Annotated in this window: 11 protein-coding genes and 1 riboswitch; of the genes, 9 read left to right on the top strand and 2 right to left on the bottom strand. The window is 72.1% G+C overall.

Going from position 1 to position 14,274, the window contains the following annotated elements; translation table 11 throughout:
* Positions 1–56: 56 nt before the first annotated feature.
* Together B2W79_RS09520 and gdhA are read left to right on the top strand one after the other, a co-directional pair.
* Complete coding sequence (locus B2W79_RS09520) at positions 57–2,666, top strand: phosphoenolpyruvate carboxylase (protein WP_396654765.1); 2,610 nt, start codon at positions 57–59, stop codon at positions 2,664–2,666.
* Between the two features lie 132 nt (positions 2,667–2,798).
* Positions 2,799–4,169 carry an NADP-specific glutamate dehydrogenase gene (gene gdhA / locus B2W79_RS09515; RefSeq protein ID WP_071328131.1) on the top strand — a complete coding sequence of 457 codons (1,371 nt, stop codon included), beginning with the start codon at positions 2,799–2,801 and terminating at the stop codon, positions 4,167–4,169.
* Between the two features lie 72 nt (positions 4,170–4,241).
* On the opposite strand, the gene B2W79_RS09510 is transcribed toward gdhA, so the two are convergent.
* Both B2W79_RS09510 and mfd read right to left on the bottom strand, forming a co-directional pair.
* The gene (locus tag B2W79_RS09510; protein ID WP_025103909.1) at positions 4,242–4,838 is read right to left on the bottom strand and encodes a gamma carbonic anhydrase family protein; all 597 of its coding nucleotides are present in this window, start codon (positions 4,836–4,838) and stop codon (positions 4,242–4,244) included.
* Positions 4,839–4,899: 61 nt separating this feature from the next.
* Complete coding sequence (gene mfd, locus B2W79_RS09505; RefSeq protein ID WP_292788927.1) at positions 4,900–8,466, bottom strand: transcription-repair coupling factor; 3,567 nt, start codon at positions 8,464–8,466, stop codon at positions 4,900–4,902.
* A 143-nt stretch (positions 8,467–8,609) separates the two neighbouring features.
* On the opposite strand from mfd, the gene B2W79_RS09500 reads away from it, so the two are divergent.
* The 7 genes from B2W79_RS09500 (at position 8,610) to B2W79_RS09470 (ending at position 14,271) form a co-directional block, all read left to right on the top strand.
* Complete coding sequence (locus B2W79_RS09500; protein ID WP_071328128.1) at positions 8,610–9,173, top strand: GNAT family N-acetyltransferase; 564 nt, start codon at positions 8,610–8,612, stop codon at positions 9,171–9,173.
* 50 nt (positions 9,174–9,223) lie between these two features.
* A complete protein-coding gene (locus B2W79_RS09495; RefSeq protein ID WP_071328127.1) occupies positions 9,224–10,087 on the top strand; it encodes an Fpg/Nei family DNA glycosylase in 864 nt (287 codons plus the stop codon).
* Between the two features lie 68 nt (positions 10,088–10,155).
* Positions 10,156–10,300: riboswitch (FMN riboswitch) on the top strand.
* A 64-nt stretch (positions 10,301–10,364) separates the two neighbouring features.
* A complete protein-coding gene (gene ribD / locus B2W79_RS09490) occupies positions 10,365–11,423 on the top strand; it encodes a bifunctional diaminohydroxyphosphoribosylaminopyrimidine deaminase/5-amino-6-(5-phosphoribosylamino)uracil reductase RibD (protein WP_292788922.1) in 1,059 nt (352 codons plus the stop codon).
* Complete coding sequence (locus B2W79_RS09485) at positions 11,423–12,091, top strand: riboflavin synthase (protein ID WP_292788919.1); 669 nt, start codon at positions 11,423–11,425, stop codon at positions 12,089–12,091. Before ribD ends, B2W79_RS09485 begins: the two co-directional genes overlap by 1 nt.
* Complete coding sequence (gene ribA / locus B2W79_RS09480) at positions 12,088–13,356, top strand: GTP cyclohydrolase II (RefSeq protein WP_292788916.1); 1,269 nt, start codon at positions 12,088–12,090, stop codon at positions 13,354–13,356. Before B2W79_RS09485 ends, ribA begins: the two co-directional genes overlap by 4 nt.
* A complete protein-coding gene (gene ribH, locus B2W79_RS09475; RefSeq protein ID WP_025103903.1) occupies positions 13,353–13,826 on the top strand; it encodes a 6,7-dimethyl-8-ribityllumazine synthase in 474 nt (157 codons plus the stop codon). Before ribA ends, ribH begins: the two co-directional genes overlap by 4 nt.
* Positions 13,827–13,911: 85 nt before the next feature.
* Positions 13,912–14,271, top strand: a complete 360-nt coding sequence (locus tag B2W79_RS09470; protein ID WP_071328707.1) for a Fe-S protein — start codon at positions 13,912–13,914, stop codon at positions 14,269–14,271.
* Positions 14,272–14,274: the final 3 nt, after the last annotated feature.

The following is a 14,274-nucleotide window of genomic DNA, read 5'->3' as shown; positions in this document are numbered from 1 at the left end:
CCGAGGCCATCCGCGTGATCGGTCGTTTCGAAGCCGGTCGCGGCATCCCCGATGCCATGCGCTCCGACGTGCGGATGCTGGGCCAGCTCCTCGGCCAGGTGCTCCGCGAAGCCGGCGGCGACGACCTCTTCGAGGACGTCGAGCGCCTGCGCCTCGCGACCATCCAGGCCTACGAGGACCACAGCTCCGACGCGTTCGACCGCGCCGCGGCGATCGCCGACTCCTTCACGATCGCCCGCGCCGACGAGGTCGCCCGGGCGTTCACCTGCTACTTCCACCTCGTGAACCTCGCCGAGGAGCACCAGCGCGTGCGCGTGCTCCGGGAGCGGGCGGGGCAGGCCCCTTCGACAGGCTCAGGGGCCCAGGCGACGGACACGGTCGCAGGGGCGTACGCCCGGCTGCGCGAGGAGGTCGGCGACGACGAGGCCCGTCGTCGTCTGGACGGCCTGCGCTTCCACCCCGTCTTCACGGCCCACCCGACCGAGGCCCGCCGCCGTGCGGTCTCGTCGAGCATCCGCCGGCTCTCCGAGCTGCTCACCCAGCACGACGCGGCCAGCGCAGGCGGCTCCGAGGAGCACCGCGCCCGCCGCCGGATGCTCGAGGAGATCGACACCCTGTGGCGCACGGCGCCGCTGCGCGCGCAGAAGCCCTCCCCGACCGACGAGGTCCGCACCGTCATGGGCGTCTTCGACGAGACGCTGTTCACCACCGTCCCCCACGTCTACCGCCGGATCGACGACGCCCTCCGCGGCGAGGAGTCCGGCGCCAGCGCCCCGGTCGTCCCGGCGTTCGTGCGGATCGGCTCCTGGGTCGGCGGCGACCGCGACGGCAACCCGTTCGTCACCGCCGCGGTCACCCGCGAGGCGTCGCAGATCGCCTCCGACCACGTGCTCCGCGGCCTCGAGCGGGCGCTCGACCGGATCGGCCGCACCCTCACGCTCGCCGCGGACGACACGCCGCCCAGCGCCGAGGTCACCGCGCTCTGGGAGCGTTTCGCCGCTACGGAGCCGACGGCCGCCGACGAGCTCGCGGCCCGCTCCCCTGACGAGCCGCACCGCCGGGTCGTCCTCGTCATGGCCCGCCGCGTGGCGGCCACGCGCCGCGGAGACGAGGAGGGGTACACGGGCCCGGAGGAGCTGCTCGCGGAGCTGCGCGCCGTGCAGTCCTCCCTCGTCGCCGCCGGAGCCCGCCGTCACGCGTTCGGCGGCGTGCAGCATCTGATCTGGCAGGTCGAGACCTACGGCTTCCACCTCACGGAGCTCGAGGTCCGTCAGCACTCCCAGGTGCACGCGAAGGCCCTGGCCGAGCTCGAGGCCGGCGGTCCGATCAGCACGCAGACCGAGGAGGTGCTGGAGGTGTTCCGCGCGATCGCGGACATCCAGCGCGACCGCGGTCTCCGCGCCGCGGGTCGCTACGTCGTCTCCTTCACGCAGGCGGCCTCCGACCTCGCGAACGTGTACGAGCTGGCCCGTCATGCGCTCGGCGACGACGCCCCGGTGCTCGACGTCGTGCCCCTGTTCGAGACCTTCGCCGACCTCCAGGCCGCCCCGGGGATCCTCGCCGAGGCCGTGACCTTCCCGGAGTTCCGCGAGCGGATGGCCGCGACCGGCAACCGACTGGAGGTCATGCTCGGCTACTCCGACTCCTCCAAGGACGTCGGGCCCGTCGCCGCGAACCTCGCGCTGTACACGGCGCAGGAGAAGATCGCCCGCTGGGCGCAGGAGTCCGGCATCGAGCTGACCCTCTTCCACGGCCGCGGCGGTGCGCTCGGCCGTGGCGGCGGCCCCGCCAACTCCGCGATCCTCGCGCAGCCCCCGCACTCCGTCGACGGTCGGTTCAAGCTCACCGAGCAGGGCGAGGTCATCTTCGCCCGCTACGGCGAGCCCGCGATCGCGATGCGGCACATCGACCAGGTCGCCGCCGCGACGCTGCTGGCCTCCTCCCCCACGGTCGAGGAGCGCACGAGCCGCGCGGCCACCCGCTACGCCGACGTCGCCGCGACCATGGACGCCGCCTCCCGCGAGCGGTTCTTCGCGCTCGTCAAGGCCGAGGGCTTCGCCCCGTGGTTCGCCACCGTGACCCCGATGGAGGAGATCGGCCTGCTCGCGCTCGGCTCGCGTCCCGCCCGCCGCGGCCTCTCGGTGGAGTCGCTGGAAGACCTCAGGGCCATCCCCTGGGTGTTCGCCTGGACGCAGGCCCGCATCAACCTCGCCGGCTGGTTCGGCCTCGGCACCGCGCTCGAGGCCGTCGGCGACGAGGAACTGCTCACGGAGGCCTACCGCGAGTGGCCGCTGCTGCGCACGATGGTCGACAACGTCGCGATGAGCCTCGCCAAGACCGACGAGCGCATCGCCCGGCAGTACCTCGCCCTCGGCGACCGCGACGACCTCGCTGCCCTGGTGCTCGACGAGCTCGCGCTCACGCGGCGCTGGGTCATCCGTCTCACCGGAGGCGAGGGCCTGCTGGAGAACAAGCCCGTGCTGCAGCGCGCCGTGCAGCTGCGCAGCCCGTACGTCGACGCCCTCTCGCTCCTGCAGCTGCGGGCGCTCCGCGCGCTCCGGTCGGCACCGGAGCAGCCGGAGGGCTCGGGAGCCGACGCCGAACAGCAGCGCCTGCTCCTCCTCTCCGTTAGCGGGGTCGCCGCCGGCCTGCAGAACACCGGGTGACCCCGGCCGCTCCACCGTGTGCGCGGAGGCCCTCGTCGCCGACGCTAGAGTGAAACCTCCGCCTCACCCGGCTCTGCTTTCGCGCGCGACACGATCGCCCGCACCCCATCCCCCATCAGAAAGCCCTCCCGCGTGACCGTCACCACCCCCACCGACTTCCACCCGCTCGCCGACTCCGTGCAGCCCGTCTTCGACACGGTGCTGGCCCGCAGCCCGCACGAGCCGGAGTTCCACCAGGCTGTCCACGAGGTGCTGCACTCCATCGCCCCGGTGCTGGAGCGCCACCCGGAATACGTGGACGGCGGGATCCTGGAGCGCCTGGTCGAGCCGGAACGGCAGATCATGTTCCGCGTGCCGTGGGTCGACGACGCCGGGAAGCTGCAGGTCAACCGCGGCTACCGCATCCAGTTCTCCTCCGTGCTCGGTCCCTACAAGGGCGGCCTGCGGTTCCACCCCTCGGTCAACCTGTCGATCATCAAGTTCCTCGGGTTCGAGCAGATCTTCAAGAACGCCCTCACCGGTCAGGGCATCGGCGGCGGCAAGGGCGGCTCCGACTTCGACCCGCACGGCAAGTCCGACGCCGAGGTCATGCGGTTCTGCCAGTCGTTCATGAACGAGCTCTACCGGCACCTCGGCGAGCACACCGACGTCCCCGCGGGCGACATCGGCGTCGGCGGCCGCGAGATCGGCTACCTGTTCGGCCAGTACCGCAAGGTCACCAACCGGCACGAGTCCGGCATGTTCACGGGCAAGGGCACCGGCTGGGGCGGCGCCGAGGTGCGGACCGAGGCCACCGGCTACGGCGCCGTGTTCTTCGCGCAGGAGATGCTCGGCGTGCACGGCGACTCCCTCGACGGCAAGCGCGTCGGCATCTCGGGCTCCGGCAACGTGGCGATCTACGCGATCCAGAAGGCCGCCCAGCTCGGCGCGACCGCGGTGACGGCGTCCGACTCCTCCGGCTACGTCGTCGACGACGCGGGCATCGACCTCGACCTGCTGCGTCAGCTCAAGGAGGTCGAGCGCGCCCGCATCGTCGAGTACGCGAACCGCCGCCCGAGCGCCCGGTTCGTGGAGAGCGGCAGCGTGTGGGAGGTGCCCGTCGACATCGCGGTGCCCTCCGCTACCCAGAACGAGGTCAGCCTCGCCGATGCGGAGGCCCTGATCGCGAACGGCGTGCGTGCCGTGTCCGAGGGTGCCAACATGCCGTGCGTCCCCGAGGCCGTCGAGGCCTTCCAGAAGGCCGGAGTGCTGTTCGCCCCTGGCAAGGCCGCGAACGCCGGCGGTGTCGCGACCTCGGCCCTGGAGATGAGCCAGAACGCGTCGCGGCAGCGCTGGAGCTTCGGCGACAGCGAGAACAAGCTCCGCGAGATCATGGGCGACATCCATCGCGCCGCCTTCGAGGCCGCGGAGCGCCACGGCGTCCCCGGCGACTACGTCGCGGGGGCCAACATCGCCGGCTTCGAGCGCGTCGCTGCGGCGATGCTCGCCCAGGGCGTCATCTAACCCGTTCGAATCGCCTGAATGGTCCCACATCCGGCCGAGATGGGACCATTCGGGCGATTCGAAGGGTGGGGGTCAGACCTGGCGGTCGTCGGCGTGCCGTGCGAGGGAGCTGCCGTAGCGCTCCGTGAGCTGCACCATGAGGTCGGGAGTGTCCCGGTCGACGCCGAAGACGTGTCCGGGGAAGTCGAGCTCGGGCTGCGCGGCCGCGATCTCGGCGTCCCGGTCGGGTGAGAGCAGCTGCACCGGATCGCCGACCGCGACCCACCCGATCGGCACCACCGTCCCCGAGGGCAGCACGGCCCGGCGATGCACGATGGCGTTGACACGCACCTCGCAGCGGTCCCCGACGAGGGCCCCGTTGAAGACCCGGGCTCCGGACGCGAAGAACACCTCCTCGCCCACGGTCGCCCCGGCGATGCTGGCCAGTGTCCCGACGAGGGTGTGCGCCCCGATGTGGACGGCGTTGGCCGCGGTCGCCCGGATCAGCGCGTTCTCCATCACGATGACGTGCGCGCCGAGCGTGATCGGGCCGCCCTCCGCGGTGATCACGGCGCCGTGCAGCACCTGGCAGCCCGGTCCGAGCTCCACGTCGCCGGAGATGACGGCGGTGGGAGCGACGACGGCGGTGTCGTGGATGCGGGGGCGAGCCCCGAGGTGCTCGTACAACATGCGGCCAGACTAGCCCGCGGCGTCTGCGGCGTGCACGACTTCGGAGATCATCACCACCGGGTCACTCGGGCTTGGCGGGCTCGGGGAAGATGGCGGTGAACAGCTGGTCGACCCAGGCGAGCAGCTCCGCGTCGGGCAGCGGCTCCACGCCCACGCCGACCGCCGCGGGCACGGTGGGCATCGGCACGACGAGAGCCTCCCCGCCGGAGACGAGCTTCGCCTTCGGATACAGCCGCTGCAGCCGGACCTTGATCGAGTCCTCGAGGCGGGCGGGCGCGAGGCGCAGGTTCGACCCCATGGCCACGACGTCGGTGAGCCCGGCCCTGGCCGCCCGGCGCCGCAGTCGCGCGATCGACACGAGTCCGGTGACCTCCTCCGGCGGCGTGCCGTACCGGTCGACGAGCTCCTCCACCACGAGGTCGATGGCGTCGTCCTTCGCGGTCGCGGCCGAGGCGGCGGAGAGCTTCTGGTAGGCCTCGAGCCGGAGGCGCTCGCTGTCGATGTAGTCCTCGGGGATGCGGGCGTCGAGCGGCAGCTCGAGCCGGAGCTCCTGCCCGGTCTCGACCTCCTCGCCGCGGAAGGTCGCGACGGCCTCGCCGATCATGCGCAGATACAGGTCGAAGCCGACCCCGGCGATGTGCCCGGCCTGTTCAGCGCCGAGGAGGTTTCCGGCACCGCGCAGCTCGAGGTCCTTGAGGGCGACCTGCATACCGGAACCGAGGTCGTTGTTGACCGCGATGGTCTGCAGCCGGTCGGCCGCGGTCTCGCTCAGCGGCTTCATGTCGTCGTAGAGGAAGTACGCGTAGGCGCGCTCGCGTCCGCGGCCCACGCGTCCGCGGAGCTGGTGGAGCTGGCTGAGGCCGTACTTGTCGGCGCGGTCGATGATGATCGTGTTCGCGTTGGAGATGTCGAGGCCGGTCTCGATGATCGTGGTCGAGACCAGGACGTCGAACTTGCGCTCCCAGAAGTCGTCGACGACCTGCTCCAGCGCGTGCTCCCCCATCTGACCGTGCGCCACGGCGATCCGCGCCTCGGGGACCAGCTCGGCGAGCTCGGCCGCGACCCGCTGGATCGACTGCACGCGGTTGTGCACGAAGAAGACCTGCCCCTCGCGGAGGATCTCGCGACGGATGGCGGCGGCGATCTGCTTGTCGCTGCGGGGTCCGACGAACGAGAGGATCGGGTGCCGGTCCTCCGGGGGCGTGGCGAGCGTCGACATCTCGCGGATGCCGGTGACCGCCATCTCCAGGGTGCGCGGGATCGGGGTGGCGCTCATGGCGAGGATGTCGACGTTGGTCTTCATCTTCTTCAGCGCGTCCTTGTGCTCGACCCCGAAGCGCTGCTCCTCGTCGATGATCATGAGGCCGAGGTCCTTGAACAGCACCTGGTCCGTGAGGATGCGGTGCGTGCCGATCACCATGTCCACCGAGCCGTCGAGGAGGCCCTGCAGTGTGAGCTGCGCCTCCTTGTCGGTCTGGAACCGGGACAGCGGCCGCACCTTGACCGGGAACCCGGCGAAGCGCTCGGTGAACGTCTCGAGGTGCTGCTTGACGAGCAGGGTCGTCGGCACGAGCATCGCCACCTGCTTGCCGTCCTGGATGGCCTTGAACGCCGCGCGGACGGCGACCTCGGTCTTGCCGAAGCCGACGTCGCCGGAGAGCAGCCGGTCCATCGGGATCGGCCGCTCCATGTCGGCCTTGATCTCGTCGATGGTCTGCAGCTGGTCCTGCGTCTCCGCGAACGGGAACGCCTCCTCCAGCTCACGCTGCCAGGGGGTGTCCGGGCCGAAGGCGTACCCCTTCGCGCTCATCCGGGCGGAGTAGAGCTTGACGAGCTCGACGGCGATGTCGCGGACCGCCTTGCGCGCCTTGCCCTTGGCCTGCGCCCAGTCGCTGCCGCCCATCTTCGACAGGGTCGGGGCCTCGCCACCGACGTACTTCGACAGGAGGTCGAGCTGGTCGGTGGGGACGAACAGCTTGTCCCCGGGGTAGCCGCGCTTCGACGGCGCATACTCCAGCACGAGGTAGTCGCGGACGGACTTCGCCGCGTTGCGGCCGCCGGTGGAGACCTCGCGCTGGGTCATCTCGACGAACCGGCCGATGCCGTGCGTCGCATGCACGACGAAGTCGCCCTGCTTGAGCTGCAGCGGGTCGACGACGTTCTTCCGACGGGAGGCGAGCTTCTTGACGACGCGCTGGTCGCCGCCGATCGTGCGGCCGTAGAACTCGTTGTCGGTGAGGACGGCGAGCTTCGCCTCCGGCACCTGGAAGCCGGCCTCGACGCCGCCGACGGTGAGGGTCGCGACCCCCGCGTCCGGCGCGTCCGCGATGGTCTCGACGACCCGGGCCGCGATGCCGCGGTCGGACAGCACGTCGCGGGCGCGGTCGACGAGGCCGTGTCCGGTCGCGAGCACGACCACCCTCCAGCCCTCGGCGACCTTCGCGTCGACGAAGGCGATCGCGCCGTCGACGTTGCCGTGGAAGGAGGGGATGACGGTGGCCGCCTCGACGCTCTCCACGGTCGCGTCGCCGATCCCGAACGGGCTCAGGCGCCACCACACGCCGCCGCGGTCGCGGACGACCTCGCGCAGGTCGGCGATGGTGAGGAAGTCGCCGGCGCCGAGGTCGATGGGGGCCGAGGCCCCAGAGGTCGCCGCGCTCCAGGCGGCGTCGAGGAACTCGCGGTTCGTCTCGCCGAGGGTGAGGGCGCGGGCGGTCGAGCGCTCCGGGTCGATGACGGCGGTCGCCGTGCCCTCGGGCAGGTACTCGACGAGCGACTTGAGCGGGCCGGCGACCGCGGGCAGCAGCGACTCCATGCCCTCGACCGGGATGCCCTCGGCCATCTTCTCGAGCATGCCGCTGATGGCCGGGAAGCCCCCGATGAGCGCCCTGGCGCGCTCCCGCACCTCGGCCGTGAGCAGGAGCTCGCGGCTGGGCGGGAGGTCGACGCGCGGCACGTCGCCGGGGAGCGAGCGCTGGTCCGCCACGGAGAACGCGCGGATCTGATCGATCTCGTCGCCGAAGAACTCCACGCGGTAGGGGTGCTCCGACGTGGGAGGGAAGACGTCGAGGATGCCGCCGCGGACCGCGAACTCGCCTCGTCGCGACACCATGTCGACGCGGGAGTAGGCCCGTTCGACGAGCTGCTCGGCGACGTGGTCGAGCTCTTTGCCGCGGCTGCCCACCGTCAGCTCCAGCGGCACGATGTCGCCGAGGTTACCAGCGATGGGCTGGAGCGCGGCGCGCACGGAGGCCACGACCACGAGAGGGCGCTCCCCGGACCATTCGGCGACGCGCCGCAGGGTCTGCAGTCGCAGGCCGACCGTGTCCGGACTCGGGCTGAGGCGCTCGTGCGGCAGCGTCTCCCAGGCGGGGAAGGTGAGCACCTCGGCGTCCGGGACGTACGTCTCCAGGGCCTGCGCCACCGATTCCGCCCGGCGCCCCGTTGGCACGACGGCCAGCAGCGCCGCCGGGTGGCCGGCCGCCGCGCGTTGGGCGAGCAGGCCGGCGAGCACGGGCGCGTCGAGCCCGTCGACCAGGCCGAGGTCGGCGTCGGTGTGCGCCCAGGCGAGAGCGTCACGATACAGAGACGCCTCTTCCAAGGCGCGCAGAATCCCCGGAACAGTCACCGGACAAGCCTAATCGCGCCCACGGACACTGCGGTCGGCTTCCTCCCCTCCCACCCCTTTCCGTGCCTCCCACCCCGTTACGGACGCGCGGAAGGGGCCGGGGCGAACCGAAGGGGCCGGGTCGAGCGTCTTAGGCTGGAGGGATGCTTCCGGTCACCCTCACCACCGCACGACTCGTCCTCCATGCCCCGACGGAGGCGGATGTCGACGCGATCACCGAGGCCTGCCAGGACCCGGAGATCGCGCGGTGGACGACGGTGCCCTCCCCCTACTTCCGGCAGGACGCGGAGGACTTCGTCGCCCTCGTCGAGCAGTGGTGGGAGGACGGCTCGCAGACCGTCTGGGGCGTCTACGCCGACGGCGCGCTCGTGGGCATGGTGGGGCTCCACCACATCGTCGAGCACGCGGCCGGCGGCCACGCCGAGCTCGGCTACTGGGTCGTCGCCGATGCCCGCGGCCGCGGCTACCTCGTCGAGGCCGCGCGGGCCGTGCTCGACTGGGGCTTCGCGGAGCTCGGCCTCGCCCGCATCCGCTGGCAGGCCGTCGTGGGCAACATCCCCTCCGCCCGCGCGGCCCGCGCCCTCGGCTTCCGCTTCGAGGGCACCATGCGTCAGGGACTCACCAGCCAGCGCGGACGGGACGACGGCTGGCTCGCCGGGCTGCTGCGCGACGACGACCGGACGCCGGTCGAGTGGCCGGTGCTCTGAACGGACGACCGACGCGTGACAGCGTCGGACCCCGGTGACAGGATGGCTGCATGCCTGAGATGCCGGAGGTCGAAGGACTCGTCGCGTTCCTCGGCGAGCGCACCACCGGACGCACGATCACCCGTGCCTCCGTGGCCGCGATCGCCGCGCTGAAGACCTACGACCCGCCGATCTCGGCGCTGGAAGGCGCGGCGATCACCGGGGCGGAGCGTCGCGGCAAGTTCGTGGTGCTCTCCTGCGGGTCCGAGCTGCACCTCGTCTTCCACCTGGCGAAGGCCGGATGGCTGCGCTGGTACGACACCCTGCCGACCACGCTCCTCAAGCCGGGCAAGTCGCCCATCGCGCTGCGGATCGCTCTCGACGACGGCAGCGGCTTCGACCTGACCGAGGCCGGGACGAAGAAGTCGCTGGCCGTGTACGTGGTCCGCGACCCCGCCGAGGTGCCCGGCATCGCGCGGCTCGGCCCCGACCCGCTCGATCCGTCCTTCACGCGCGACGCCTTCGCCGCGCTGCTGGACGACCGGCGGATGCAGATCAAGGGTCTGCTGCGCGACCAGGGCGTGATCGCGGGCATCGGCAACGCCTACTCGGACGAGATCCTGCACGCGGCCCGCATGTCGCCGTATGCGATCGCCGGCACGCTGGACGACGCCGAGATCGACCGCCTGTTCGCGGCGATGCAGGAGACCCTCGCCGAGGCCGTCGCGGCCGCCGCGGGCAAACCTCCGGCTGACCTCAAGGACGCCAAGCGCCGCGGCATGCGGGTGCACGCCCGCCGGGGCGAGGCGTGTCCGGTCTGCGGCGATGAGGTGCGCAGCGTCTTCTTCGCGGACCGCTCCCTGGAGTACTGCCCCACCTGTCAGACCGGCGGCAAGGTGCTCGCCGACCGGCGGCTCTCCCGCCTGCTCAAGTGAGGGGCGGGGACCGCCCCCCTGCCACGGAATGAAACGGGCGCGGACGCGTTGAGTACACTCAGAGCAGCAACGTGCTCCGGGGTCGGTGGGAATCCGAACCGGCGGTGACAGTCCGCGAGCGTTCCGAGTGATCGGGATGCCGATCCGGTGGAATTCCGGAACCGACGGTGATGCGAGGGACACCTCGCTAGTCCGGAAGGGAGGCAGCACGAGGCGCACGCGCGTGCGTCCGTTCCGCCACCCTGCAGCGACCCCGAGGCCGCAGAGAGGACGACGGATGGCAGTGACCGCGACAGAGCGCCGCGCGATGGATCGCGCGCTCGCCCTCGCGACCCGAGGCCCCCGCGGAGTCAATCCGCAGGTGGGCGCCGTGCTCCTCTCCCCCGACGGCGAGGTGCTGGCCGAGGGCTGGCACCGGGGCTCCGGCACTCCGCACGCCGAGGTCGACGCGCTGTCGAAGCTCGCCCCTGGCGCTGCACGCGGCGCGACCGCGGTCGTCACCCTCGAACCGTGCAACCACACCGGTCGCACCGGTCCGTGCGCGCTCGCGCTCATCGAGGCCGGGGTGGCCAGGGTCGTCTACGCCCTCGACGACCCGGGTGAGGTCTCCGGCGGCGGCGCAGAGCGGCTGCGCGCCGCGGGCGTCAGCGTCGAAGCCAGGGAACGGGCCGAGGAGGCGCGGGCGCTGATCGGCGACTGGCTCTTCGCGGCGCGGCGCGGCCGTCCGCACGTCACCGTGAAGTGGGCGCAGAGCCTCGACGGCAGGGCCGCGGCGGACGACGGCACCAGCCAGTGGATCACCGGTCCGGAGGCGCGTGCCGACGTGCACCGGCGACGCGCCGAGGCCGACGCCATCGCGGTCGGCACCGGCACCGTGCTCGCCGACGACCCTGCGCTCACCGCCCGCGCCGGCGACGAGCTCCTCCCGCATCAGCCCGTCCCGGTCGTGATCGGCGCCCGGCCCACCCCTGCGGATGCGGCGGTGCACCGCCATCCGCACACGCCGGTGTTCTTCGACACGCACGACCTGTCGGCGGTCCTCGCCGCGCTGCACGGGCGCGGCATCCAGACGCTGTTCGTGGAGGGCGGCCCGACGCTCGCCAGCGCGTTCCTCGCCGCCGGACTCGCGGACCGTGTGCTCGCCTACGTCGCCCCGGTCCTCCTGGGCGGGAGCCGCCTGGCCGTGACCGACATCGGTGTCCGTTCGATCGACCAGGCACGTCGCCTCGTCGTGGACGAGTGGCTGCCGTTGGGCGCAGACCTGCTCGCGATCGCGCATCCTGCGGACGCGGACGACCCGGACCACACGGGCCCGGAGAAGGAGGGAAGCCTCTGATGTTCACCGGAATCATCGAGGAGATCGGCGAGATCACCGCCATCGCCGAGGCGGGCGACGGCTGGCGGCTCACGGTCCGCGCCCCGAAGGCGGCCGCCGACGCCGTGCACGGGGAGTCGATCGCGGTCTCCGGCGTCTGCCTGACCGTCGTCGGCTCCACCGCGGAGACCTTCGACGCCGACGTCATGAAGCAGACGCTCGACGTCGCGGCCCTCGGCACGGCGACCGTCGGCACGAGAGTCAACATCGAGAAGGCGATGCCCGTCGGTGCGCGGCTCGGCGGGCATATCGTGCAGGGCCACGTCGACGGGACCGGTGTCGTGCTCGAGGTGCGCCCGGGCGCGCAGTGGAGCGTGCTCCGCATCAGCCTTCCGGACGACCTCGCGCCGCTCGTCGTCGACAAGGGCTCCATCTCGGTCGACGGCACTTCGCTGACCGTGAGCGCGGTGAGCCCTGCGACCCCTTCGACAGGCTCAGGGACCCCGGACGGCTCAGGGTCCCGGGGCGGGCACTGGTTCGAGGTGTCGCTCATCCCGGAGACCCTGGCGGCGACCACCCTCGGCACCCGCGCGATCGGCGACCGCGTGAACCTGGAGACCGACATCCTCGCGCGGCACGTCGAGCGGCTGCTCGCGTTCCGCGCCGCACCGGAAGGGGGCTCGCGATGAGCCTGGCAACCATCCCTGAGGCCCTGGAGGCGCTGCGCGCCGGCCGGCCCGTGCTCGTGGCCGACGACGAGAACCGCGAGAACGAGGGGGACGTCGTCCTCTCCGCCGAGCTCGCCACCCCCGAATGGGTGGCGTGGACGGTGCGCTGGTCGTCCGGCTTCCTCTGCGCGCCGATGCCCACCGACCTCGCGGACAGCCTCAACCTCCCGCCGATGGTCGCGGCCAGCGAGGACGCCCGCTCCACCGCCTACACCGTGAGCGTCGACGCCGCGGAGGGCGTGACGACCGGGATCAGCGCGAGCGACCGCGCCCGCACCCTCACCGTGCTCGCGAACCCCGACTCGACCCCTGCGAGCCTCATCCGCCCCGGCCACGTGCTGCCACTGCGGGCCGTCGACGGCGGCGTTCGCGAGCGGAGCGGCCACACCGAGGCCGCGGTCGAGCTCATGAAGCTCGCCGGCCTCCGGCCCGTCGGCGCCATCGCCGAGGTCGTCGCCGAGGACGGCAGCATGATGCGGCTTCCCGGGCTCCTCGAACTGGGCGCCCGCGACGGTGTGCCGGTCATCACGATCGAGCAGCTCATCGCGCATCTCAACGAGATCGACCCAGACGGAGCGACACCGGCCGCCCAGCGCGGACGCCGCGTGAGCCTCCGTGCCGACGCCACCGTGCCCACCGACCACGGCACGTTCCGCTTCCTCGCCTATAAGGACCGCGTCACCGGCACCGACCACATCGCGGTCGTGTCCGGCGAGCCGACCGAGACCGCGCTCGTCCGCGTGCACTCCGAGTGCCTGACCGGCGAGGCATTCGGCTCCCAGAAGTGCGAGTGCGGGCCGCAGCTCGACGCCGCGCTGGACGCGATCGACCGCGAGGGCGGCATCGTCATCTACATGCGCGGGCACGAGGGTCGGGGCATCGGGCTCATCAACAAACTGCGCGCCTACAGCCTGCAGGAGGACGGCCTGGACACCGTCGACGCGAACCTGGCGCTGGGCCTCCCGGCGGACGCCCGCGACTACGCGGCAGCGGCCGGGATCCTCACCGACCTCGGCGTCTCGAAGGTCCGGCTGCTCACCAACAACACCGACAAGGTGAACAAGCTGCGCGAGCTCGGCCTCGACGTCGTCGAGCAGGTGCCGCTGATCGTGGGCGTGGGCCCGAACAACCATCAGTATCTGGAGACCAAGCGCGACCGCATGGGCCACATCATCGGCGAGGCAGAGCTCGCCGAGGCTCTCGCGGCAGGAAAGGACGAGGAATGAGCGGCGCCGGAGCACCGAAGACGGGGAACATCGACGGGCGGGGGCTGGAGGTCGTCGTGATCGCCGGCACCTGGCACGAGGTGATCTCGAACGGCCTGATCGCCGGTGCGCAGCGGGTACTCGACGAGGCGGGGGCGACGCATCGCCTCGTGCGGGTGCCCGGTTCGTTCGAGCTCGCCGTGGCCGCACAGGCCGCCTTCGCCGGCGGTGCGGACGCGGTGGTCGCCCTCGGGGTCATCATCCGTGGCGGCACGCCGCACTTCGAGTACGTCTCGGCGGCGGCGACGGACGGCCTCACCCGGGTCTCCCTCGATGCCGGCAAGCCGGTCGGGTTCGGGCTGCTCACGCTCGACGACGAGAAGCAGGGACTGGACCGCGCGGGCCTGGAGGGCTCGAAGGAGGACAAGGGCGCGGAGGCCGCGGACGCGGCGCTGCGCACCGCCCTCGTGATCCGCGAGCTGCGCGGCTGACTCCCTCCACCTCGCGCCCGATCGCGGGCGCGAGGTCAGGCGTGCCTTGGTGGCGCGGAACGCCGCACTCTCGTACGGTGAGGGCATGGAGACCCTGCGCCACATCGTGCTCTTCGTCCACCTCATCGGCTTCGCCGTGCTCTTCGGAGCTTGGGCGGCGCAGGCGTTCGGCGGCAAGCGGGTGTTCACGCGTCTGATGACCATCGGCATGACGATCGCCGCAGTCGCCGGCCTCGCCCTCGCCGCCCCGTGGGGCCTCCCCGAAGGCGTCGAGATGAACTACGCCAAGATCGGCACGAAGCTCGTCATCCTCCTTGCCATCGGCGCCCTGCTCGGGATCGGGACGGCGCGCCAGAAGCGCGACCAGGTGGTGCCGCCGGCGATCTTCTGGCTCGTGGGCATCCTCACCGCGGTCAACGCGGCCATCGCCGCGATCTGGCGCTGAGGC

Origin of the sequence: Microbacterium sp. UBA7513, assembly GCF_002478345.1 — a bacterium.
Classification (GTDB): Bacteria; Actinomycetota; Actinomycetes; order Actinomycetales; family Microbacteriaceae; genus Microbacterium.
Note: the sequence above shows the minus strand (reverse complement) of the source record. Positions and strands in the feature narration are given on the sequence as shown.

Excerpts from the sequence above, each read along its gene's own strand:
- B2W79_RS09510 (WP_025103909.1), bottom strand. The coding sequence starts at position 4,838 with ATGTTGTACGAGCACCTCGGGGCTCGCCCCCGCATCCACGACACCGCC.
- ribD (WP_292788922.1), top strand. The coding sequence starts at position 10,365 with ATGGCAGTGACCGCGACAGAGCGCCGCGCGATGGATCGCGCGCTCGCC.
- ribH (WP_025103903.1), top strand. The coding sequence starts at position 13,353 with ATGAGCGGCGCCGGAGCACCGAAGACGGGGAACATCGACGGGCGGGGG.
- B2W79_RS09485 (WP_292788919.1), top strand. The coding sequence starts at position 11,423 with ATGTTCACCGGAATCATCGAGGAGATCGGCGAGATCACCGCCATCGCC.
- B2W79_RS09470 (WP_071328707.1), top strand. The coding sequence starts at position 13,912 with ATGGAGACCCTGCGCCACATCGTGCTCTTCGTCCACCTCATCGGCTTC.
- B2W79_RS09495 (WP_071328127.1), top strand. The coding sequence starts at position 9,224 with ATGCCTGAGATGCCGGAGGTCGAAGGACTCGTCGCGTTCCTCGGCGAG.
- B2W79_RS09500 (WP_071328128.1), top strand. The coding sequence starts at position 8,610 with ATGCTTCCGGTCACCCTCACCACCGCACGACTCGTCCTCCATGCCCCG.
- B2W79_RS09520 (WP_396654765.1), top strand. The coding sequence starts at position 57 with ATGCGCTCCGACGTGCGGATGCTGGGCCAGCTCCTCGGCCAGGTGCTC.
- ribA (WP_292788916.1), top strand. The coding sequence starts at position 12,088 with ATGAGCCTGGCAACCATCCCTGAGGCCCTGGAGGCGCTGCGCGCCGGC.